The organism is Actinomyces sp. oral taxon 180 str. F0310 (assembly GCF_000185285.1).
GTDB lineage: Bacteria > Actinomycetota > Actinomycetes > Actinomycetales > Actinomycetaceae > Pauljensenia.
Window position 1 is genome coordinate 684,354 of sequence record NZ_GL622194.1, and the last position, 20,530, is coordinate 704,883.

At 66.9% G+C, this 20,530-nt stretch carries 20 protein-coding genes; 9 read left to right on the forward strand and 11 right to left on the reverse strand.

Features of this window, described 5'->3' with window-relative positions; translation table 11 throughout:
- Positions 1-519: 519 nt before the first annotated feature.
- Entirely contained in the window at positions 520-1,032 is a 513-nt protein-coding gene (gene ybaK / locus HMPREF9006_RS03050) for a Cys-tRNA(Pro) deacylase (RefSeq protein WP_009212067.1), read from the reverse strand.
- A gap of 19 nt (positions 1,033-1,051) precedes the next feature.
- Entirely contained in the window at positions 1,052-1,441 is a 390-nt protein-coding gene (locus HMPREF9006_RS03055; protein ID WP_034230957.1) for a YccF domain-containing protein, read from the reverse strand.
- 126 nt (positions 1,442-1,567) lie between these two features.
- Here HMPREF9006_RS03055 and HMPREF9006_RS03060 point away from each other — a divergent pair, with 126 nt between their 5' ends.
- Together HMPREF9006_RS03060 and HMPREF9006_RS03065 are read left to right on the forward strand one after the other, a co-directional pair.
- Positions 1,568-2,269 carry a YggS family pyridoxal phosphate-dependent enzyme gene (locus tag HMPREF9006_RS03060; RefSeq protein WP_009212069.1) on the forward strand — a complete coding sequence of 234 codons (702 nt, stop codon included), beginning with the start codon at positions 1,568-1,570 and terminating at the stop codon, positions 2,267-2,269.
- 43 nt (positions 2,270-2,312) lie between these two features.
- Complete coding sequence (locus tag HMPREF9006_RS03065; RefSeq protein ID WP_009212070.1) at positions 2,313-2,933, forward strand: MarC family protein; 621 nt, start codon at positions 2,313-2,315, stop codon at positions 2,931-2,933.
- Between the two features lie 82 nt (positions 2,934-3,015).
- Here the strand turns inward: HMPREF9006_RS03065 and HMPREF9006_RS03070 are convergent, their stop codons facing one another.
- Together HMPREF9006_RS03070 and ilvD are read right to left on the reverse strand one after the other, a co-directional pair.
- On the reverse strand, positions 3,016-4,065 hold the full coding sequence (locus tag HMPREF9006_RS03070; protein WP_009212071.1) for a lipoate--protein ligase family protein: 1,050 nt from the start codon (positions 4,063-4,065) through the stop codon (positions 3,016-3,018).
- Positions 4,066-4,088: 23 nt separating this feature from the next.
- Entirely contained in the window at positions 4,089-5,936 is a 1,848-nt protein-coding gene (gene ilvD / locus HMPREF9006_RS03075; RefSeq protein ID WP_009212072.1) for a dihydroxy-acid dehydratase, read from the reverse strand.
- A gap of 320 nt (positions 5,937-6,256) precedes the next feature.
- Here ilvD and HMPREF9006_RS03080 point away from each other — a divergent pair, with 320 nt between their 5' ends.
- From HMPREF9006_RS03080 to HMPREF9006_RS03105, 6 genes are all read left to right on the forward strand, one after another.
- Positions 6,257-7,450: a cobalamin-independent methionine synthase II family protein gene (locus HMPREF9006_RS03080; protein WP_009212073.1), complete on the forward strand. Its 1,194-nt coding sequence runs from the start codon at positions 6,257-6,259 to the stop codon at positions 7,448-7,450.
- A 213-nt stretch (positions 7,451-7,663) separates the two neighbouring features.
- Positions 7,664-8,395: a hypothetical protein gene (locus tag HMPREF9006_RS03085; protein ID WP_232209811.1), complete on the forward strand. Its 732-nt coding sequence runs from the start codon at positions 7,664-7,666 to the stop codon at positions 8,393-8,395.
- 24 nt (positions 8,396-8,419) lie between these two features.
- A complete protein-coding gene (locus HMPREF9006_RS03090) occupies positions 8,420-9,463 on the forward strand; it encodes a hypothetical protein (protein ID WP_009212075.1) in 1,044 nt (347 codons plus the stop codon).
- Entirely contained in the window at positions 9,448-10,077 is a 630-nt protein-coding gene (locus HMPREF9006_RS03095; protein ID WP_009212076.1) for an ABC transporter ATP-binding protein, read from the forward strand. The genes HMPREF9006_RS03090 and HMPREF9006_RS03095 overlap by 16 nt, the downstream gene beginning before the upstream one ends.
- Positions 10,078-10,079: 2 nt before the next feature.
- Complete coding sequence (locus HMPREF9006_RS03100) at positions 10,080-11,153, forward strand: hypothetical protein (protein WP_009212077.1); 1,074 nt, start codon at positions 10,080-10,082, stop codon at positions 11,151-11,153.
- Positions 11,154-11,186: 33 nt separating this feature from the next.
- Positions 11,187-11,879, forward strand: a complete 693-nt coding sequence (locus HMPREF9006_RS03105; RefSeq protein ID WP_009212078.1) for a type 1 glutamine amidotransferase — start codon at positions 11,187-11,189, stop codon at positions 11,877-11,879.
- A 215-nt stretch (positions 11,880-12,094) separates the two neighbouring features.
- On the opposite strand, the gene manA is transcribed toward HMPREF9006_RS03105, so the two are convergent.
- From manA to HMPREF9006_RS03135, 6 genes are all read right to left on the reverse strand, one after another.
- Positions 12,095-13,312, reverse strand: a complete 1,218-nt coding sequence (gene manA / locus HMPREF9006_RS03110) for a mannose-6-phosphate isomerase, class I (protein WP_009212079.1) — start codon at positions 13,310-13,312, stop codon at positions 12,095-12,097.
- 81 nt (positions 13,313-13,393) lie between these two features.
- The gene (cydC, locus tag HMPREF9006_RS03115) at positions 13,394-15,154 is read right to left on the reverse strand and encodes a thiol reductant ABC exporter subunit CydC (protein ID WP_009212080.1); all 1,761 of its coding nucleotides are present in this window, start codon (positions 15,152-15,154) and stop codon (positions 13,394-13,396) included.
- The gene (locus HMPREF9006_RS03120) at positions 15,151-16,752 is read right to left on the reverse strand and encodes an ABC transporter ATP-binding protein/permease (RefSeq protein ID WP_009212081.1); all 1,602 of its coding nucleotides are present in this window, start codon (positions 16,750-16,752) and stop codon (positions 15,151-15,153) included. Before HMPREF9006_RS03120 ends, cydC begins: the two co-directional genes overlap by 4 nt.
- 160 nt (positions 16,753-16,912) lie before the next feature.
- Positions 16,913-18,061, reverse strand: a complete 1,149-nt coding sequence (locus HMPREF9006_RS03125) for a branched-chain amino acid aminotransferase (RefSeq protein ID WP_009212082.1) — start codon at positions 18,059-18,061, stop codon at positions 16,913-16,915.
- A 433-nt stretch (positions 18,062-18,494) separates the two neighbouring features.
- Positions 18,495-18,755, reverse strand: coding sequence for a Txe/YoeB family addiction module toxin (locus HMPREF9006_RS03130; RefSeq protein ID WP_009212083.1), 261 nt, complete (start codon positions 18,753-18,755; stop codon positions 18,495-18,497).
- Between the two features lie 2 nt (positions 18,756-18,757).
- A complete protein-coding gene (locus HMPREF9006_RS03135) occupies positions 18,758-19,000 on the reverse strand; it encodes a type II toxin-antitoxin system Phd/YefM family antitoxin (protein WP_009212084.1) in 243 nt (80 codons plus the stop codon).
- Between the two features lie 91 nt (positions 19,001-19,091).
- Here HMPREF9006_RS03135 and HMPREF9006_RS03140 point away from each other — a divergent pair, with 91 nt between their 5' ends.
- Positions 19,092-19,589, forward strand: a complete 498-nt coding sequence (locus tag HMPREF9006_RS03140; RefSeq protein ID WP_034230963.1) for a hypothetical protein — start codon at positions 19,092-19,094, stop codon at positions 19,587-19,589.
- 57 nt (positions 19,590-19,646) lie between these two features.
- Here the strand turns inward: HMPREF9006_RS03140 and HMPREF9006_RS03145 are convergent, their stop codons facing one another.
- Entirely contained in the window at positions 19,647-20,462 is an 816-nt protein-coding gene (locus tag HMPREF9006_RS03145; protein ID WP_009212085.1) for a beta-carotene 15,15'-monooxygenase, read from the reverse strand.
- Positions 20,463-20,530 lie beyond the last annotated feature (68 nt).

A 20,530-nucleotide genomic window follows, 5' to 3' on the forward strand; every position in this document is an offset into this window, starting at 1 on the left:
GTGGCGCTGCCTCAATGAGTGTCCACGTGTAGGTCTCTTGCGAGGCAGACGTGATCGGGCGGGTTTCCCCGGCCGCGGCGATGCGCCTGCCCGCACGAGGGTGACCCGGCTGCGCGTGGGGAAGCTTCTTGCCCGGAGCCAAAGCAGGCAAACGGACTGCCCCCGCTTTTCTCGGCATACCAGGTGGCCCCCTGGCACCGATCCGTCACCTCGTGAAACCCAGACCACCCCCGCAACCACCGTTCATTCCCCTCGTGAAACCCAGACCACCCCCGCTCCGCGAAAAACCCTCAAATACACCGACAATCAACCAGCAGGGGTGGTCCCGGTTACACCAACCCAAGCACCGCGTTCCGCAGGGGCGGTCCCGGTTACACCAACCCAAGCACCGCGTTCCGCAGGGGCGGTCCCGGTTACACCAACCCGGACATCACACCACCCGCAGGGGCCCAACGGTCTCAGCCGCGCGCCGCCAGGTCCGTCGGCCCCGGCATCGACTGGGTGCGCCCCGCGCTTGTCTCAGCCGCGCGCAGCCAGGTCCGTCACCTGGGCGCCGGCGAGCTCGACGAGGTCGAGGGGGCTCAGCTCGACGCTCAGGCCGCGGCGCCCGCCCGAGATGATGATCGTCTCGTGGTCCAGGCACGAGGAATCGATGAACAGGCGGTGAGGCGTGGTCTGCCCGAGCGGGCTGATGCCGCCCACGACGTAGCCGGTGCGGCGCTGTGCGACCGCTGGGTCGGCCATGGCCGCGCTCTTGGCACCGGCGGCCTTGGCGATCAGCTTCATGGACAGGTGGGCCAGCGCGGGCACGCAGCCGACGACGAACTCGCCGGTGGGCTCCAGGCGCACCATGAGCGTCTTAAAGGCCTGGGTGGGGTCGATCCCCAGTTTTTCAACGGTTTCCTCGCCAAATGCCCGGGCGGCCGGGTCGTGCTCGTACTCGTGAACGGTAAAAGCAACGCCGGCCGCCGTGAGCGCCTCGATGGCGCGGGTGGGGCCACCGCCGTGATCCTTGCTGTGTTTACGAGCCATGACCCCAGTGTAGGACGCGTCAGAGGATGGATGCGGTCGGGTCGTCGATGACGGCCTTGCCAAAGGGGAAGCAGGTGATCGGGATCATCTTGAGGTTCGCGATGGCCAGCGGGATGCCAACGATGGTCACGGCCTGCGCGGCGGCGGTGGTCACGTGCCCGATGGCGAGCCACAGCCCAGCCACGACGAACCAGACGATGTTCATGAGGGCCGATCCCGCCCCGGCGCCAGGCTTGTCAATGACGCGCTTGCCGAAGGGCCACAGCACGTATCCGGCGATGCGGAAGCAGGCCAGTCCCGCAGGGATCGTGACGATGAAGATGCAGGAGATGAGACCGGCCAGCAGGTAGCCGAGGAAGAGCGGCAGGCCGCCGAAGAAGAACCAGATGATGTTGAGCAGGGTCTTCACAACCGTGTCCTTTCGTCGAATGGTGAACACTCCAGTGTGCCACGACCGTGCCACGACCGTGCCTCCGACCGTCCCTGACCGGCCCCTGATTCAACCCCGAAAGCTGGGGCCACGTACCATGACGTCATGAGTATTCCCGACGCCATCGCCGCCGCCCGCGACCGCATCGATCACGCCACATCCGCGTGCGGACGCACCGATTCGGTCACCCTGGAGCTGGCGGTCAAGACGCGCACCCCCGAGGAGTGCCGCGCCGCCGCCACTGCACTGCGTGACGCGGGTTTGCCCATCTTGCTCGGCCACAACCGCGTGCAGGAGGCCCGATCCACGGTGGACGCGATCCGGGAGGTTCCCGGCGCCCGCGTCCACCTGATCGGCCCGCTTCAGTCCAACAAGATCAACCACGCCCTGTCCTGCGTGGACGCGATCGAGTCCCTTGACTCCCCCGCCCTGGCGGCGAAGATCGACGCGCGCGCAAGTGTGCGCCTCCCGGTCTTCGTTGAGGTCAACGTGTCGGGTGAGGCCACGAAGCACGGCTGCGCCCCCTCCGACGTCGCCGCACTGATCAACGCGGTCGAGGCCTCGGCCCACCTGCAGCTCGCGGGCTTCATGACGGTTGGCCTGAACTCCCCTGTTGAGGCCGACGTGCGCGCCGCCTACGCTCGCCTGCGCACGATCCGAGGCGAGGCCGCCCGCGAACTTGGTGTCGGCGAGGAAGCCCTGGAGCTGTCGATGGGGATGAGCCGTGACTTGGAGTGGGCCATCGCCGAGGGCGCGACGATCGTGCGCCTGGGCACGGCCGTTTTCGGGGAGCGCCGTCTGCGATGAGACCGCTCACTGCTGCCCGAGCGCACCGGCTAGGATTGACCCCATGACGACCGTTCTCGCCGGAATGTCCGCAGCGATCCTGGCGCTCGCCCCGATCACCAACCCGATCGGTGCTCTCGCCGGCTTCGCGGGCCTCACCGCAGGCAGCACCCCCGCGGCGGTGCGATCCCAGGCCTGGAAGACCGGCGTCTACGTGTTCGCCATCTTGGCGGTCTTCGCGATCAGCGGCTCGCTTATCATGCGTTTCTTCGGCTTCGACCTGCCCTCCCTCCAGATCGCCGGCGGCCTCGTCGTCGCACACTCGGGTTTCTCGATGCTGGAAAACAAGCGCCGCTCCACCAATGAGGAGGACCAGCACGCGACGACCAAGGCGGACGTCTCCTTCTCCCCCATGGCGCTGCCCCTCATCGCTGGCCCCGGATCGATCGGCGTTGTCATCGCGCTGGCCGCCCGAAACACGGCCATCGGCTTTCACGTCGGCATCGTCCTTGGAATCGCGGTGACGGCCGCCGCCATCGCGCTGCTGCTGCGTTACGCCACGCCCTGGATCGACAGGCTGGGAGCTAGCGGCGTCGGCGCGATCGTACGCATCATGGGCTTCCTTATCCTCGTCATCGGCGTCGAACTCGTCATCCACGGGGTGCGCGCGCTCCAGCTCTTCTGAGCGCAAACCCGCCCCGGCCTCGTCAAGGAACGAGGACCGAAGCGGGCGAAAACAGGCACGCCCACGGCGGACGGTAGAGCAGTCAGGGGATGCGGTGCACCCACTCGGGGCGCGCGAACTTAGTCTCGCAGCGCTCGCGAGCGACCCTCAGGTCCTCCTCGGTGATGGTGCCGACGCTCGCGTTGTACTTCTCCTTGAAGTGGTCAAAGAACGCCTGGAGGATCTCCTCGCGGGGAAGACCGGTCTGGGAGCGCATCGGATCCACGCGCTTAACGGCGCTGCGGGTGCCCTTGTCCCGAATCTTCTCCATGCCGATGCGCAGCACCTCGTTCATCTTGATGGCGTCGATGTCGTAGGCCATCGTCACGTGGTGGACCATGTAGCCGCTGGCCCAACGCTTCTGGGCGGCGCCGCCGATCTTGCCCGCCTCCGAGGCGATGTCGTTGAGGGGCACGTACCTGGCCTTGATGCCCAGCTTGTCGAGAACCTCCATGACCCACTGGTCCAGGTATGGATAGGCCTGCTCGAAGCTCATCCCCTCCACGAGGGCGGTGGGAATCACGAGGGAGTACGTGATGCAGTTACCGGGCTCCATGAACATGGCCCCGCCGCCGGTGACGCGGCGCGAGACGGTGATGCCGTAGCGCTCCACCCCGCCCTGCTGGATTTCGTTTTGGTAGGACTGGAAGGAGCCGATGACGACCTGCGGGCCGTTCCACTCCCACAGGCGCATGAAGGGCTTGCGGCGCCCCGCGGCCACATCCTCAACCAGGGTTTCGTCCATGGCGACGTTGATCATCGGGTCAACGACGGGGCCGTGGATCACCTCGAAGTCGATGTCGTCCCACGACAGGGCCGCGCCGAGTGCCCGCCGCACGGCGATGCCGACGGCCTCGGGGGTCACGCCCATGAGGGTGTCGCCCTCGTGGAGGGCGGCCTCCACGCGCGCGGCCAGTTCCTTGGCGCTCGACGAGGCCGGGGCCCCTTCGAGGGACGCGGTGATCCGGGTGAGCGCGTCGTCGGGGTCGAGGAAGAAGTCGCCCGACACGCTCACGCGCGCAAGGCGGTCTTCCTCCACGTCGGTGTCGACGACGACGAGCTTGCCTCCGGGGACTTTGTACTCTCCATGCATGCCCCCGATTGTATGCGCTCGGCTCACGCCCAGTCGGGCAGGACGCGCACGCCTCCCTTGTCGGCCGAGGCGGCAAGCATGCCGTAGACGCGCAGGGCGTCGGAGACCTGGCGGGGGCGCGGCTTCGACGGCTTCCACGGGGCCGGGCCCTTCTCGGCGCGGCGGCGCTCCAGCTCCTCGTCGCTCACCAGGGCGCGCAGCACGCGGTTGTTGACGTCGATTTCGATCTCGTCGCCGGTGCGCACCAGCCCGATCGCGCCGCCGGCCGCGGCCTCGGGAGAGATGTGCCCGATGGATATGCCCGAGGTGCCGCCCGAAAAGCGTCCGTCGGTGATCAGGGCGCACTTCTTGCCCAGGCCCAGGCCCTTGAGGTAGGAGGTCGGGTAGAGCATCTCCTGCATGCCGGGGCCGCCCTTGGGGCCCTCGTACTGGATGACGACGACGTCGCCCTCGGTGACGCGCTTGGAGAGGATCGCCTCAACAGCCTCCTCCTGGGATTCGACGACGAAGGCCTTGCCGATGAAGTGGAAGAGGGACTCGTCGATACCGGCGGACTTGATGATGGCGCCGTTTGCGGCGATGTTGCCGTAGAGAACCGCCAGGCCGCCGTCTTTGGTGTAGGCGTGCTCGACCGAGCGGATGCACCCGGAGGCGGCGTCGGTGTCGAGGGACTCAAACAGGTTGGCGGTCGAGAAGGCCCGGGTGGTGCGCACGCCGCCGGGGGCGGCGAGGAAGCGGTGCTTCGCCTCGTCGCAGGGGGCGGCGCCGCGCACGTCCCACGCCCCGAGCCACTCATCCAGGGAGGAGGAGTGGACGGAGTGGACGCCGCGACGCAGCAGGCCCGCGCGGTCGAGCTCTCCCAGGAGCGCGGGGATGCCGCCGGCGCGGTGGACGTGCTCGATGTGGTAGGTCGTGGAATTGGGGGCCACCTTGCACAGGCAGGGCACTCGGCGCGAGATCGCGTCGATGTCGTCAAGGGTGAAGTCAACCCCGGCCTCGTTGGCGATGGCGAGGATGTGCAGGACAGTGTTCGTGGAGCCGCCCATGGCCACGTCCAGGCTCATCGCGTTCTCGAAAGCCTCCTTCGTGGCGATCGAGCGAGGCAGGACCGAGTCGTCCTCATTGTCGTAGTAGGCGCGGCACATGTCGACGATGCGCGTGCCGGCCTCGGTGAAGAGCTTCTTGCGTTCAACCTGGGTGGCCAGGGTGGTTCCGTTGCCAGGCAGGGCCAGGCCGATGGCCTCGTTCAGGCAGTTCATCGAGTTCGCCGTGAACATGCCGGCGCAGGAGCCGCAGGTCGGGCAGGCGTTTGCTTCGATGCTGGCCAGCTGATTGTCGCTGACGGAGTCGTCAACGGCCATGACCATCGCGTCAATGAGGTCGAGGCGGTGCTCGACGACGCCGTCCACGGCGGCGCCGGATTCCATGGGTCCGCCCGAGACGAAGATCGTCGGAATGTTCAGTCGCATGGCGGCCAGGAGCATGCCGGGGGTGATCTTGTCGCAGTTGGAGATGCACACGAGGGCGTCGGCACGGTGCGCGTTCACCATGGTTTCGACGCAGTCGGCGATGAGGTCGCGGCTGGGCAGGGAGTAGAGCATGCCGTCGTGGCCCATGGCGATGCCGTCGTCGACGGCGATCGTGTTGAACTCCTTGGCGACACCGCCCGCGGCCTCGATAGCTCCGGCGACCAGATCCCCCATGTTCTTCAGGTGGACGTGGCCGGGAACGAACTGGGTGAAGGAGTTGGCGATCGCGATGATCGGCTTGCCGAAGTCCCCGTCCTTCATGCCGGTGGCGCGCCACAGGGCGCGAGCTCCGGCCATGTTGCGGCCCTGGGTGGATGTTGCCGAGCGCAGCGGGCGACTCATGAGTGTGCCTTTCGATTGCTTGTAATGAGTCAACACTAGGAGCGTGAGCGCCGCGTTTCCGTGCGGGTTTCGTCTCATGGACGAGGCCGGGGCCGCGCCGGGATGGTATAGCGCGGCATTCCGGTGCTTGGGTGGGGCCGTTGGCCGTTTCAGCGGCTGGACGCATGTGCGCACACCCACAGGGAAAAGGAAAGGGCTGCGTGCGTGAATTCGCCTCCCGTTTCTCCGCCGGCCGGTCACGACGGGCCATACCGTGGACTCTCCCGCACGCTGCGGACGCGCGAAACGTAGTCTGAGGGCACCGAAGAGAAAGGACTGCGATGACGATTCGCACCACCCATGTTGGCTCCCTGCCCCGCACCCCCGAGCTGATCGAGGCGAACCGCGCGCGCCGCGCCGGTTCGCTCAGCGAGGCCGATTTCACGTCGCTGTTGCGCGATCAGGTCGACGGCGTCGTGAAGCGTCAGGCCGAGATTGGCCTGGATATTGTGAACGACGGCGAGTACGGCCACGCGATGATTGACACGGTCGACTACGGCGCCTGGTGGACGTACTCCTTCTCTCGTTTCGGCGGGCTATCGTTCGAGGACGTGCAGCGTTTCGACGTCCGTCCCCCGGCTGGCCGAGACGGTCGCCTGTCCTTCTCCTCGTTCGCCGAGCGCCGCGACTGGCAGCGTTTCGCCGATGCTTACGCGGACCCGGATTCGGGCATTCATATCGCGAACCGCAACCCGATTGCGTTCCCGACGATCACGAGCGAACTCACCTACATCGGCGCCGAGGCCGTCGCGCGCGACATCGCGGGAACGAAGCACGCGCTTGAGGCGGCGGGCAAGCCCGTGTCGGATGGTTTCGTGGCGGCGATTTCGCCGGGTTCGGCGGCTCGCGTGGCCAACGCGTTCTACGCGGACGACGAGGCCGTGGTGTGGGCGTGCGCGGACGTGCTGCGCGAGGAGTACAAGCGGATCACGGACGCGGGCCTGACGGTGCAGATCGACGCACCGGACATCGCGGAGGGCTGGGATCAGATGAACCCGGAGCCGTCGGTGGAGGATTACCGTACCTTCTCGCGCGTACGCATCGACGCACTCAACCACGCGCTGGAAGGCATCGACCCGTCTCTGGTGCGCTTCCACGTGTGCTGGGGGTCGTGGCACGGCCCGCACACGACGGACATCCCGTTCAAGGACATCGTGGATCTGGCGCTCCTCGTCAACGCAAACGGCCTGACATTCGAGGCAGCGAATGCTCGCCACGCGCACGAGTGGACGATCTGGCGTGACATCAAGCTTCCCGAGGGCAAGTACCTGATCCCGGGCGTGGTGTCGCACTCGACAAACGTCGTGGAGCACCCGGAGCTGGTGGCTCAGCGCATCCGCCAGTTCGCGGACATCGTGGGCGACGAGCGCGTCGTGGCGTCAACGGACTGCGGCCTCGGCGGCCGTATCTACCCGTCGATTGCATGGGCGAAGCTGGAGGCGCTGACGCAGGGAGCCCGCCTGGCATCGAAGTGATCGACCGGTTGCAGCTGGGGTGTGCGGGGCGGACGCCGGTCCGCCCCGCACACCCTTCCCAGGGTTTTTTCAGGCAACGCTCCCTGTATTTTGAACTTCGCCCCACACAATGAATCGTGTGTTGCAGCCCCCGCTTCCGGGTCGGCCTGCCGCGGTGGGGATCGCACGCCGCGTCGGGTTCCGGGACTGGGGGCTGCGGTGCGTCAAGGGCACGTGTATGCCGAACACCCAACTTGCCTTCCTGTTTTGCGGGTGACGGTGTCGCTTCCTCGCTATCCTGTGAGAAGGAACCCGGATTCCGACTGTTCAAGGGAGAACATCATGGGAGCGCCCAACAGAGAAGGCACGCACTCCGTACGGTCGCGCATCGGTCTGCTCGCTGCCGCTGTTTTCGTCGTCTCCACAGCGTGTGGCTGCCAACAGACCACGCCCGCGGCACAGGGGCCGTGGGCGGCCGACATTGAGCAGGCGCGCAATGAGTGGGCGTCCAATGAATTCGTTCAATCTGTCCTCGCCGACTCCGCCATCAGCGAGGCAGAACTCCAGGACATGCGTCAGCGCGTGCTGAGTTGTCTGACGGACAAGGGCGTGACCGGCGCATCGTTCGGCCCGAGCGGCACGCTGAGCGTCCCCGATCAGCCGGTTGGCTCCTCCATATCTGAGGAACAGCAACAAGAATTTGTCTCCACCTGTTCCAGCGATGCTGGTCAGCCGATTATCGAGGCTCTCGAGTTCAGCATGCGTGTCAACCCGGATCACCGGGATGTCAATGAGCTGTACACGCAGTGCTTGATCCGCAACAAGGCGGTTGAGCCGTCGTTCACGGCCCAAGAGCTCGCGCGCGCTCGCGAGCGTGGAACGCCTCTCGCAAGCACGTTGCCGTTCATCGACCCAGCTCAGGGACCCGACATTTTGCAACGATGCCTCGAGGACCCCAGCAAATGACCACAACCACCCTCCGGAGTTGAGATGGCAACTTCTCGCCGCTGGCTCGCCCTCACCGCGTTCGTCGCTCTCATCGCCGGTGCGGGTGGGGTCAGCGCGGGTATTCTCATCGCCTCACCGCCCACCCCAGCCTCGCTGGCCTCGTCATCTGCTCCATCAACGGTCCCCGTCACCACGCGCGAGTTCACCGACACGCGCTCCCTCACCCTCACGATTCCCCCGGCCTCGCCTCATGAACTCACCTCCCCCATCGCCGGGCGTATCACGGCGCTTCAGGCACCGCCGGGAACTCCCATCACGTCAGGTTCTATTCCCTGCGAGATCGACGGCCTGCCCCTTCTTGCCTTAGCCCTATCCACCCCGCTCTATCAGGACGTGGTGGACGGAGCCACGGGACCCGATATCGGTGCCCTGAACACTGAGCTTGCGCGGCTCGGATATGCGGCTCCCGCGGAATCTCAGCGGGTCACGCCCTCCACGCGAGCGGCCCTGGCCTCGGCGATGGGCGTGAACGACGGAGCCGGAGGTGTCCCCTTCCGCATCGAAGCCTCTCGCGTCCTGTGGATCCCCTCGCCGACAGTCACCCCCTCATCGGTCCCCGTTCACCTGGGTGACAGCGTCGATACGAGCACTGTTCTCCTCACCCTTGAGGACTCCCGCGACGCCTTGCGCCTCTCCGTTCCACCGGACGCCTATCCCGCGGACCACGTCATCACCCTGGGAGACACGGACTACCCGGTCCCCTCTGACGGCATCATCACCGACCCCACCCTGACGGCGACGATCTTATCCTCGCGCGAGTTCACGGCCTTCGTCCGCTCCACCCCGAGCGGCGATGGACCCGTTCAGCTGCCTGTCTCCTGGAAGCTCGCCTCCCCCATCACCGTCACGGTCGTCCCGCCGGCCTCAGTGATCGGAGACGCGACGGGCGCGTGCGTCTTTGAGGACGGCACGCCAATTCCCGTCTCTATCGTCTCCTCTCAGCTCGGCCGAACCTACGTCCTGCCAGCTACCCCGCTCTCCGCCGTCGACACCGCCGTCGAGGGACGCTCATGTCCGTCGAGCTAGACAACGTCGGGCACAAGTTCGCCGCCACCCCGTGGCTCTTTCGCCATCTGAGCGCCCGCTGCGAGGACGGTGCCCTCACCGCCATCATCGGCCCATCTGGTTCCGGCAAGTCAACGCTACTGTCGCTGATCGCGGGATGGGAGACTCCGACCGAGGGAACGATCACCGTCCCCCATCCGGCTGGTTCGCAGAGTCCCCGTATCGCGTGGGTCTTCCAGAACCCGTTCGGTGTCCGCGCGCGCAGCGCGATTGACCACGTTACGCTGCCCCTGTTGGCCCGTGGCATGAGCCGGGCGCAGGCCGATGTGGAGGCACAGCGACTCCTTGACGCTTTTGATCTGACGCATCTCGCGACCCGCCCATTTCGTGATCTGTCGGGCGGCGAGGCTCAGCGTGTGCTCCTCGCCCGCGGGCTCGCATGCTCCCCCACCCTGCTCCTCGTGGATGAACCGACCGCGCAGCTTGATCAGTCCACGGCTCGCGATATCGCCTCCACGCTCGGCTCGCTGCGCGAGGACGGAGTGAGCGTCGTGATCGCGACGCACGATCCGTCGATTCGCGCGCAGTGCGACGCCGTCATTGACCTCGCCCTCTTCCAGGATGAGGAGAGATAGCAATGGGTACACTCTCGTGGCGCGCACTCCTGTCCGAGGCCTGGAGGGACTGCCTGAGCGGGACGGCCCGCGTCGGGATGCTGACTGTCCTGGCCACCACCCTGGTCGGAGGCATCATCTGCGCCGATGCGTTCTCTCTTCGTTCCGTCAGCGTTGAGGCTGCCTCTTTCCGTATCCATCTGGGATCAGTGCGAGTCCTCCAAGCGCAAGGGGGCATCGACGGGGCCACTTGCGATGCGCTGTCGCGAATCCCCGGGGTGCGTGCAGGAGCCGTTCGCTCGGTCGAATCCGGCTTGTCCCCGCTCGCCCTTCCTGCCTCGTCGCTACCTCTGTACGAGGTCACGCCTGGAACCGTCTCTCTCCTGGGGACAACAACGGCCGATCCGACGGGAATTCTGCTCCCTGAGCAGGTAGCCGAGGACCTCGGCACCAGTCAAGGATCCCTTCTCCCCCTCGCACACGGGCAGGCCGAGGTCGCGGGCACCTACCCGTGGGACGAGAACGACGGGCGTCGTCCCGGCTACGCCTACGCGGCTCTTGCCCCCGTGCCCGCGACGGGGACCTTCGATGAGTGCTGGTACGAATCCTGGCCGCACAGCGAAGACGTCGATGCCCTGGTGCGCTCAACCCTCGTTGGAAGCAACGACCAGAACGCCCAGGTCCTGGCCATGAACCCTACACGCGGGACGACCTTCGACGCGGCGGGGCGACTGCGACAGAGGCCGACCTGGTGGGCGTGGATCGCAGCGAGCGCAATCGGTGCCGCGCTAGGGGCCGCTGCCACGTGGTGGCGTCGCCTCGAGATCGCCTCGGCTCTGCATGCTGGGCTCCGCAGATCAGATACGACGGTCCTCCAGCTGTTCGAGGCCGTGGCGTGGGTGGGCAGCGCATTCGTCCTCACCTCCGCCATATGCCTCACGATCCTGAGCGGAGCGCCACCCAGTGACCGCTCTGACTTGATGCGCCTGGTCGCTACCGAGGGCATCTGTGCTGCGTCGTGGACTCTCATCGGTGTCGTCATCGCATCAACGACGATCCGCGAGCGCCAGCTGTTCGCTTTCTTCAAGGGCCGATAGGTACCGGCGCGTGATCGCGCCTACAATTGGCGTATGAGCATCCTCGTGATTCAAAACGACCCGATCGTCCCGGCGGGTCAGCTCTCCGCCTTCCTTGGCGATCACGAGGTGCTGCGCGCCTGGGAGGCCCCACAGCGCCTCCATGACCTGGCCACCGCTCCCCTGCCGGGTGCCCTGATTCTGCTCGGCGGGCGCGCGAACGTCTACGACGACGAGGCCTTCCCGTGGCTGGAAGCCGAGCGCGAGCTCGTGCGCCGCTGCGTGCGCGCAAACATCCGGGTGCTCGGCATCTGCCTGGGTGCCCAGCTGATTGCCGCGACCTTCGGCGGGAGGGTCACGGTCAGTGACCCCGCAGGCCCCGAGTGCGGCATCATCTCCCTGGCCTGGGGCACCAACGACCAGGCGGGCGGGGGCGGAGCCGTCCCCCTGCGCATGGCCTTGGCCTCGACCCACGCGGTGTTCGCCGATCACTCCGACGCCATCACGCAGTTGCCCCCGGGGGCACGCGAGTGGGCGCGCTCGCAGAAGTACACGCAGATCTTCTCCTACGGGTCCGCCCTGGGCATCCAGTTCCACCCCGAGGTTACCCGGGAGACAGCAATCGTGTGGGCAAGCGGCAACGAGGCGGTCGACACCGAGCAGATCGTTGCCGGGTACGACGCCCACGAGGGGGAGCTGGCCTCGACCTGCAAGACGCTCGCCGACTGGGCGTCGGGGGTCTTCTAGGCGAGAAAGAATCGCAGCGCGGGCACCCCCACGCGGTACCCGCACTGCGATTGACAGTCGGGCCTCGTCGCAGCGAGCGGAGATGAGACCCGACGCCTATTTTATGGGTTTCCTCCCAGACAACAAGAGTTTCCCACCAACCACGATCACTCCGTGGGACAACTTGACAATCACGACGGCGAACGCCCCGCCTCGGCTCGGGCGCAGCGAGGCGATCAGGGCGCGCCGACCTGAACGAAGGACCCGCTCCCATACGCCCACAGCCGCCGCTCGGCGGCCGACACGAAGAGGGCCTGGCCGCGACTCAGCTCGACGCTGTGCCCGCCCTGGTCCTCGCTCACGTGCAGAGTAACGACGCCCGAGGTGGCGATGACGATGCGCGGCCCCTCCCCGGGAATCGCAACCTCATCGACACGGCTGGAGTGCCTGCCCGGCGCCAGGGTGGTCACGGACAGCTCGAACTCCTGGGCGGGAGCCAGATAGCGGTCCGTCGTGGCCGAGGGATGCTCGGGGGCTACACGCACGGGCGGCAGGGCCGAAAACTCGGTGATCTCCACGAGCTGGGCGGAGTCCACGTACTTGCGGGTGAGCCCGGCACGCACGACGTTGTCCGAGGAAGCCATGACTTCAATGCCCAGGCCCGACTGGTAGGCGTGGATCTGGCGCGGGGGAATATAGACGGCTTCGCCCGGACGCAGCGACACGGGATTCATGAGGAATGCGACGATGATGCCCGGGTCGCCCGGGTGCTTCTCCCCCAGGACGCTCACGAGCTCGTCGGTGCGCGGGGACGGGGAGCTGCCCGAGGCCAGGCGCGCCTCGCAGGCCGCCACAAACTCGGCGACCCGCTCGGGGGTGGCGGGAGAATCCTCGTCGAAGAGCCAGGTGGCCAGGGAACGCAGTCCCCCGCGCACCGTTGAGAGTTTGAGGCGGTGGCGCAGGCGCTCCGCGAGCTCCCCCTCGAGGCCGACGAGCAGCTGAAGGGCCTTGCGCGGCACGCGGAAACCCACGAGCGCGCTGAACTCAGTGAGCGCGTAGATCATCTCTGGCTTGTGGTTCATATCCCGGTAGACGCGCCTCTTGTCCGTGCGCGCGACCCCCAAGACCTCCTCGCGCAGATACCCCTCGCGGGCAATCTCCTTGGTGGGATGGACCTGCAGGGACAGGGTCTGCGCGGGGGCGATGATCTTGGCCAGGAAGGGCAGGGTCGGGCCGAAGGCGTAAAGGAGCCCGCCGCCGAGCGCGCCCTTGGGGTCCCTTCCGATGTGCTCGGCCAGGGTCTGCCCGCCCGTCAGCAGCGTGGGGCCGTCGGGGTGCGCCCCGAACCAGACCTCGGAAACCGGTTCGTCCCCGGCCGCGTCGCCGAGGAACTCGGGGATCGCGTTCGTGGATCCCCACTCGTCAGCCTTCGTCCAGCCGATCAGTCTTTCCATAGGTCGCATCCTATCGGTATCGGGCGCGCAACGACGCGGGGGACGAGGCCGTGGCCCCATCCCGCGCGTCTCGCGCCTCACTCAGGCACCGGGCTGACGGGTTTCGCGGGCCTCGAGGGCGGCGAGCGCGCCGCCTCGCGCGCGCAGTTCGGCGTAGGTGCCGGTCTCGACGACGCGGCCAGCGTCCATGACGACGATCAGGTCGGCGTCGCGAACGGCGCTGATGCGGTGGGCGATCTCGACGATGGTGCGCCCGCGCGCCACGCGGGCGATACCCTCACGCACGCGTGCCTCGGTAGCTGGGTCGACCTGGCTCGTTGCCTCGTCGAAAACGTAGATCGGGGCGTCGCGCAGGAGCGCGCGGGCCAGGGCCAGGCGCTGACGCTGGCCGCCCGAGAGGCGTTCGCCCATGTCGCCGACGACCGTGTCCAGGCCGTCCTTTTCCGTTGCCAGCCAGCCGGTGAGGTCCACGGCCTCCAGCGCGCGCTCGAGGTCCTCCTCGCTCGCCCCCGGAGCGGCCAGCAGCAGGTTGGCGCACAGGGTGTCGTTGAACAGGTAGGGGCGCTGGGGCGCGGAGGCAACCGTGGCGCGCAGGTCGGACAGGGACACCTCGGCCACGTTCGTTCCATTGATGGCGACCGCGCCCGAGGCCGGATCCCAGGTGCGGGTCAGCAGCGAGGCCAGCGTCGACTTGCCCGAGCCGGAGGCGCCCACGATGGCGGTGCGCTTCCCGGCGGGGATGCGGATGCTGACGCCATCAAGGACCGTGGGGGCTGGCAGAGCCTCGTCCCCCTCCACCGGGTAGGAGAAGGTCACGTCGGTGATCTCGATGTCGCCGGCGGTCAGGGCCTTGGGCTCGGCCGGGTCGGACACGACGGGAGCACGGTCGGTGATCGCGAAGACGCGGGCGGCCGACGCGAAGGCCTGGTCCAGGTCCGCGGCGAACTCCTCGACCGCGAGGACCGGCCCGAAGGCGCCCATCGCAACGCCCACCGCCATCCCGGCCTGCGGCAGGGTCAGGGAGCCCGCGAGCACGTCGGCGCCGGCCACCATGGCGACCGTGACGACACCGAGGGCGACAGCAGCTTGGTTGAGGCCACGGCGCAGCGCAATCCAGCAGCCCTGCGTCTTCATGGCTGCGCTGATGCGTTCCTCGATGGTGCTCATCTCGGCCTCGCGGCGCTCCTGCGCACCGAAGGCGAGGACCTCACGCACCCCCTGCACGGAGTCGGTGACGTGGGCCGCAATCGCGCCGCGTGCCTCGCGCAGCTCGCGGGCGGCGCGGGCGGTCGCTCCCGCCCCAAGGAAGGGCACGACGGCGCCGACGATCAGCAGGAAGGGAGCCAGCACGGCGGCCAGCGTCCAGGACACGGCGGTGCCCATCCACACGACCGACAGGATCGGGACGATGATCGCCGTGGTGACGGGGGCCAGCGTGTGGGCGAAGAAGACCTCGACGCGGTCGATGTCCTTGGTCACGCGGTTCATGATGTCGCCCGAATCCAGGCGGTCCGTGCCCGCCGGAGCCTGGGGCTCGAGCTGGTCGTAGAAGTAGCCTCGCAGCATCGCCAGGGAGTGGAATGCCACGAAGTGACCGGCGAACTGCTCAAGATAGCGGGCCAGGCCTTTGAGGAGGCTCAGGACGACCGCGCAGGCGATCACCAGGGCGATGCCCCAGGTGCTCTCCCCCGACGCGAGGCCGGCTACGGCCCAGCCGCCCAGGGCGAATAGGGCGATGCCGATCGTGAGGAAGACGATGCGAGCGGCGATGGACGCGGCCAGCGGCGGTAGCACGCGGCGCGTGATCGACAGGAGTCGAAGGGAGAGTTGCCTGCGGGTCATCGAATCGTTCCTTCCGTCAGCGTCGCGACGCGGTCGGCCCCCTTGATCGTGGCGTCTCGGTGAGAGATCGTCAGGGTGGTGCGCCCGGCACACACAGTCTCCAGGGATGCGAGGATCTCTCGTTCGGAGGCCAGGTCCACGTGGGCGGTGGGCTCATCCAGGATCATGATCGACGCGTTCTTCAGGAAGGCGCGGGCGATCGCGATGCGCTGGGCCTCGCCGCCAGACACGGCCAAGCCTCGCGCGCCCACGCGAGCATCGAGGCCGCCGGGAAGGGAGTCATAGAACTCGCCCAGGTGCGCGGCGCGCAGGGCCTCGATGAGCTGGTCGTCCGTGGCCGCGGGGGCTGCCAGGAGGAGGTTGTCGCGCAGCGTACCGGAGAACAGGTAGGTGGTCTGCTCGACGACCGCGGTCTGGGCGCGAACCCACGACAGGGGTGCGGTGGCCAGGTCGACGCCGTTGATGCTCACGCGGCCGCGGGTGGGACGCAGGAATCCCTGCAGCAGGGCCGAGATCGTTGACTTGCCGACGCCCGAGGGGCCAGCGAGCGCGACGTGCTCGCCCTGGGTGAGGGTCAGGTTCGCACCCTTCAGGACCGGGGTGTCCTTCGCGTAGGAGAACGAGACATTCGACAGACTGATCTCGCCGCGCTGGGGCGGGATGACCGGGGCCTTCACGCCCTTGGCGTCCGAGACGGGCGGGGTCTGCTTGATGAACTTCTTGATCTCCTTGTTGGCCGCGATGCCACCCATGCCGATGTAGAAGAACTGGCCGATGCGGTCCAGGGGGTCGAGCATGATCGAGGAGAGCAGCACGAGGGAGATGCCCTCGCCGACGCTGATGGCTCCCTGCTGGTAGCGGATGAGGGCCAGCGCGATCGCGCCGGTGATCATGCCGAGGGAGAAGACGGAGTCGATGACGAGGAGGATCAGCTGGTTGCCGGCCAGGTAGCTCATGACCTTCGAGCGGACCTCTTCGGCGGCCTCGGCCAGGCGCTTGCCCATGTCCTTGCCGGCGTTCATGAGGGCCAGGTCGCCCAGGCCCTGGATGGCGTCGAGTTCCTTGGCGGCGAGCTGGCGCGAGGCGTGACGGTATCGAGAGGACACCGGCTTAAATGCCGTGCGGAAGCCCATGACGCAGATCGGGACCAGCGGGATCGCGATCGCGAGGAAGCCGCCCGAGGCCGGGTCGATCGTCAGCGCGACGAGAATGACGACGAGGATCGGGGTCGTGAGCGAGGCGATCATGGGGGCGAGGAAGATGCCCTTGTATGCGGCGACGCGCTCGACGCCGTCGGTGGCGGAGTTGACGACGCGGCCGGCGCGCTCGTTCGTGCGCTGCGAGGGTCCCAGCGCAAAGACCTGGCGAATCATGGAGTGGCGCAGGGTCGGCTCCAACTGGTTCATCTGCGAGGCGCCGAGGGCGCTGACCGCCCACGCACAGACACCTGATCCCAGCGCCCCGGCCACGGCGATCCACCACGTTGACCAGCGATGCTGTGTCGTAATATCGTCGACGCCCCAGCCGATTGCCAGGTAGGCCAGCACCAGGCAGAGAGCCGCTGCCCACGAGCAGACGACAACGATCGCGCGTTTCATTGTTCTCCTATCAACATGACGCACACGAGTACCAAACCAAGGATAACCTTAGTTACATTCTGACACCACTGTCACGAAGGATTGTTATCGCATTGTCGCCACATAAGGGAGCCACGGCCTCGTTCATCGACGAGGCCGTGGCTCCCTCACCCGTTGATGCTCAGACCAGACGGTAGGTCCAGCCGTAGGGATCCTCGGCGCGGCCCCACTGAATGTCGGTGAGACGCCGGTGGATCTCGCGGGTCTTATTCCCCACCTCGAGCTCCACGTCGAAGTCATCGCTGCCCAGGCGCGTGATCGGGGTGACCACGGCGGCCGTGCCGCACGCGAAGACCTCGGCGACCGCGCCCGAGCGGATGCCGTCCACGACCTGTGACAGGGCGATCGTCTCCTCGCGCACGTCCACTCCCTCGTCGCGCAGCATGCGCAGGATCGCGCTGCGCGTGCCGCCCTCAAGGATGACGCCGGAAAGCTCGGGGGTACGCACCGTCCCGTCCGCCATGACGACGAACATGTTCATGCCTCCCAGCTCCTCGAGGTATCTGCCCTCGTAGGTGTCCAGGAAGCACACCTGGGAGAATCCCCTGGCCTCGGCCTGGATCTGGGGCAGCAGCGACGCGGCGTAGTTTCCTCCGGCCTTCGCGCTCCCCGTTCCGCCCGGGCCCGCGCGGTGGTACTCGCGTTCCACCCAGATGGCCACGCCCGCCAGACCGTCCTTGAAGTAGCGGCCCGACGGAGAACCGATGACGTAGTAGTCGACGACGTCGGCGGGGTGAACCCCCACGAATTCCTCAGAGGCGAACATGAAGGGACGGAGGTAGAGGGAGGAGCCCTCGGCGTCGGGAACCCATTTGGCGTCGGCGCGCACATAGTCAACGAGGGAGGCCACGAAGTCCTCCCGACTCACCTCGGGAAGGGCCAGGCGGCGCGCCGAATGGTTGATGCGGGCCGCGTTAAAGCCGGGGCGGAAGGTCCACACGGAGCCGTCCTCGCGCCTATAGGCCTTGATGCCCTCGAAGACGGACTGGCTGTAGTGGAAGACGGAGGCTCCGGGGGTGAGCTCGAGCGGGCCGTAGGGAATCACCTCGCGGCATCCCCAGCCCCCCTCACGGGTCCAGCGCATGTGGGCCATGTGATCGGTGAACTTCTTGCCGAAGGCCAGGCTCGACATGATCTCGTTGTACTCTTGCGGCGTCGCCGGGTGAGCGTTGGGGGTCAGGGGGAAACGACCGGCTAGCTCGTCGGCGGCGGGCAGAACCTGGTCGCCGGCAGTCTCAAGCTCCGTCGGTGTGTGCTGCGTTGATGCCATCGTGCCTCCTGAGGTGGTTTTTCACAAATACGAGGCCAGAATATGCCCGCAGTCCGCAATGTGGCCGATTGATTTCGGCATGTGACCCACTCCCCCATCCGCTGTGGAAGTTCTCACCTCCGTGTCGGCTTACGAAGGCCGACCCATCGTCGCTACAGTCCCGTGGTGCGTTCGCGTGCCGAACACCCCGACGCAGCCCCTGCCGATCACGGGCTGGCTACAGCGCCGTTTCGCACCGCGTTCTCTATTCGTCACGGCCGCTGCCGCAATCGTCGCCGGCGCAACGGTTGCGGCACTCGCCCCCACGTACCCAGCGTTGTTGGCCGGTCGCCTGGTCCAGGGAGTGGGCACCGGCATCGTCACTCCCGTGATGTTCACGATCATCCTGACACGTTCGCCGCGCTCAAGTCTCGGGTCGCTGACGCACAGTGCGTCACTCGTAATGGGTCCACATGCGCAGGACGCGGACAGTGCGTTCCTCTTCGAAGACCTCGTAAACAAGCCTGTGCTGAATGTTAATTCTGCGCGAATACATGCCAGCGAGGTCGCCCACGAGGCGCTCGTAGCGGGGAGGCGTCGCAAACGGATCCTCAGTCAGAACCTTGATGAGGCTCTGAGCTTTCGTCTTGAGTCCGCTGGCGGAGAGCTTCTTCGCATCCTTCGCGGCCTGCTTGGAGAAAACGACCCGCCACATCGCTACCACTCCACGTCATCGAGGGCATTGTCGAGGTCTTCGCGAGCGGCTTCCTTCAGGCTGTCCGCCATCCCGGGAATCCCCTGCAGGTAGAGGGTTTCCTGAATCGCGGACCAGTCGGCCTCGCCGATGAGAACAGCGTTTCCGCGACGTCCGGTGATCGTGATCGGAGTCGACTCCTCATTCACGGTGTCGATGAGCCGATACAGGTCCGAGCGTGCGGCAGTAGCACTCACAGCAGTCATAATTATCCCTTTCCACCACCATCATAACGTACGCTTTCACGTACGCATAGGCCTGTGCGCACGATTTCTGCCGAAAGGATACGATCGACGAATGACGACTCTGCCTGACCCTCTCGCGTCCGCCCTGCCCTCCCGCGAGCGCCGCTCCCCCGGTCTAGAGCTGGAGGACGGGCGCTGGATGGCGGCCGCGAAGTCGGGCCTGTACGTATTCGGTACCGAGGCCTCGTCCGGGGACGGGGAGGTCATGCCCACCGTGTTCCCGTGGTACGACGTGGCGCGTGCGCGCTGGGAGGCCGAGGGCCAGCTCTTTGCCCTGGAGTGGGTGGACCCCTCTCGCCCGACCCTGGCGGGACGTGGGACGGGCGATCCGGGCCAGTTCATGCGTCACCTGAGCGAGTTCGTCAACCGCTCGATCGTCCTGCATTCCCAGGTGGAGGCAGGCAACGGGACGACGATCACGGCGTGGGTGCGCCGGGGGGAAAACGGGCTCTTCTCAGTCCTGACGGCCTCGGGCCCGCTGGATGACGCGGGCAGGCTCACGGCCGACGCCCTGGAGGCGAGCGTGCGCGAGGCGGTGGGCCTGGACTAGGAGGCGCCCCCGAGCCGCTTGCTGCGGTTCGGGAACGCCATCCGAGTCGGGGCGGCCTCAGCCGGCCTGGACGAAGGCCACCAGGGCAAGCAGCCACAGGTGCGCCGGGTAGAACACGTAGAAGAAGTACTTCGAGAAGCGCGTGTGAGGACCGTGCTCGCCGTTGTACAGGTGAAGGACCGGGATGACCAGCACCAGCATAAAGTCGGAGTTTTCCGCGAGCATCGACACCGTCGCCTGCCACGTGTCGTAGGGCTGCCACGCCAGCGCAAACATCGCCGCGCCGAGGGCAAGGTACGCCAGGTCGCGCCACACGACACGGGAGTAGAGCGCGTAGGTAATCGCCATGAAGGGGACAATGGGCAGGCCTCCCTCAATCGGAAGCACCGCGCACACGAGGGAGGCCACGAGGGCGCCGATGATCGCCGGAGTGTGCCACTTCGTTGCGTCCAGGCGCCTCACGAGCGCGAGGAGCGTCGTGCCCACGGCCAGCGTGAGGAAGATGTTGTTGTCGTACATGTGGACGCCGCGGGTGGCCAGCAGCAGGCCCAGCGCGTAGTTGCCCGCCGCCATGATGACGGCCGCACCCCACAGGCGGGCCAGATACTTGCGTATGTTCGAGGTGTAGAGGACGCCCTCGACGGCCCCGTAGGCAAACCACACGGCCACGCACCTGGTGACGACATGGAAGATATCCACCCACATGACTGGAATCAGGCCGGGAACGTGCGGGAGGTGGTCAAGGACCATGAGCGCCGCCATCGCCAGTTTGATCCAGTACTGGTTGACTCCCCGCCGAGAGCGGGGTGCGACATGAGCGGGGGTGGAGAGTGCGGGAGCAGACATCTCGGTGCTTTCTCGTTGCTGGTTCACGAACACTCCAAGTGTCGCCGAAGCCGCTGCCCCGATTCCATGGGGGGCCACCCTGGTGCGTCCCCGTC

Excerpts from the sequence above, each read along its gene's own strand:
- HMPREF9006_RS03120 (WP_009212081.1), bottom strand. The coding sequence starts at position 16,752 with ATGAAACGCGCGATCGTTGTCGTCTGCTCGTGGGCAGCGGCTCTCTGC.
- HMPREF9006_RS03125 (WP_009212082.1), bottom strand. The coding sequence starts at position 18,061 with ATGGCATCAACGCAGCACACACCGACGGAGCTTGAGACTGCCGGCGAC.
- HMPREF9006_RS03080 (WP_009212073.1), top strand. The coding sequence starts at position 6,257 with ATGACGATTCGCACCACCCATGTTGGCTCCCTGCCCCGCACCCCCGAG.
- HMPREF9006_RS03060 (WP_009212069.1), top strand. The coding sequence starts at position 1,568 with ATGAGTATTCCCGACGCCATCGCCGCCGCCCGCGACCGCATCGATCAC.
- HMPREF9006_RS03105 (WP_009212078.1), top strand. The coding sequence starts at position 11,187 with ATGAGCATCCTCGTGATTCAAAACGACCCGATCGTCCCGGCGGGTCAG.
- HMPREF9006_RS03095 (WP_009212076.1), top strand. The coding sequence starts at position 9,448 with ATGTCCGTCGAGCTAGACAACGTCGGGCACAAGTTCGCCGCCACCCCG.
- HMPREF9006_RS03100 (WP_009212077.1), top strand. The coding sequence starts at position 10,080 with ATGGGTACACTCTCGTGGCGCGCACTCCTGTCCGAGGCCTGGAGGGAC.
- HMPREF9006_RS03070 (WP_009212071.1), bottom strand. The coding sequence starts at position 4,065 with ATGCATGGAGAGTACAAAGTCCCCGGAGGCAAGCTCGTCGTCGTCGAC.
- ilvD (WP_009212072.1), bottom strand. The coding sequence starts at position 5,936 with ATGAGTCGCCCGCTGCGCTCGGCAACATCCACCCAGGGCCGCAACATG.
- HMPREF9006_RS03140 (WP_034230963.1), top strand. The coding sequence starts at position 19,092 with ATGACGACTCTGCCTGACCCTCTCGCGTCCGCCCTGCCCTCCCGCGAG.
- HMPREF9006_RS03130 (WP_009212083.1), bottom strand. The coding sequence starts at position 18,755 with ATGTGGCGGGTCGTTTTCTCCAAGCAGGCCGCGAAGGATGCGAAGAAG.
- HMPREF9006_RS03065 (WP_009212070.1), top strand. The coding sequence starts at position 2,313 with ATGACGACCGTTCTCGCCGGAATGTCCGCAGCGATCCTGGCGCTCGCC.
- HMPREF9006_RS03135 (WP_009212084.1), bottom strand. The coding sequence starts at position 19,000 with ATGACTGCTGTGAGTGCTACTGCCGCACGCTCGGACCTGTATCGGCTC.
- HMPREF9006_RS03090 (WP_009212075.1), top strand. The coding sequence starts at position 8,420 with ATGGCAACTTCTCGCCGCTGGCTCGCCCTCACCGCGTTCGTCGCTCTC.
- cydC (WP_009212080.1), bottom strand. The coding sequence starts at position 15,154 with ATGACCCGCAGGCAACTCTCCCTTCGACTCCTGTCGATCACGCGCCGC.
- manA (WP_009212079.1), bottom strand. The coding sequence starts at position 13,312 with ATGGAAAGACTGATCGGCTGGACGAAGGCTGACGAGTGGGGATCCACG.
- ybaK (WP_009212067.1), bottom strand. The coding sequence starts at position 1,032 with ATGGCTCGTAAACACAGCAAGGATCACGGCGGTGGCCCCACCCGCGCC.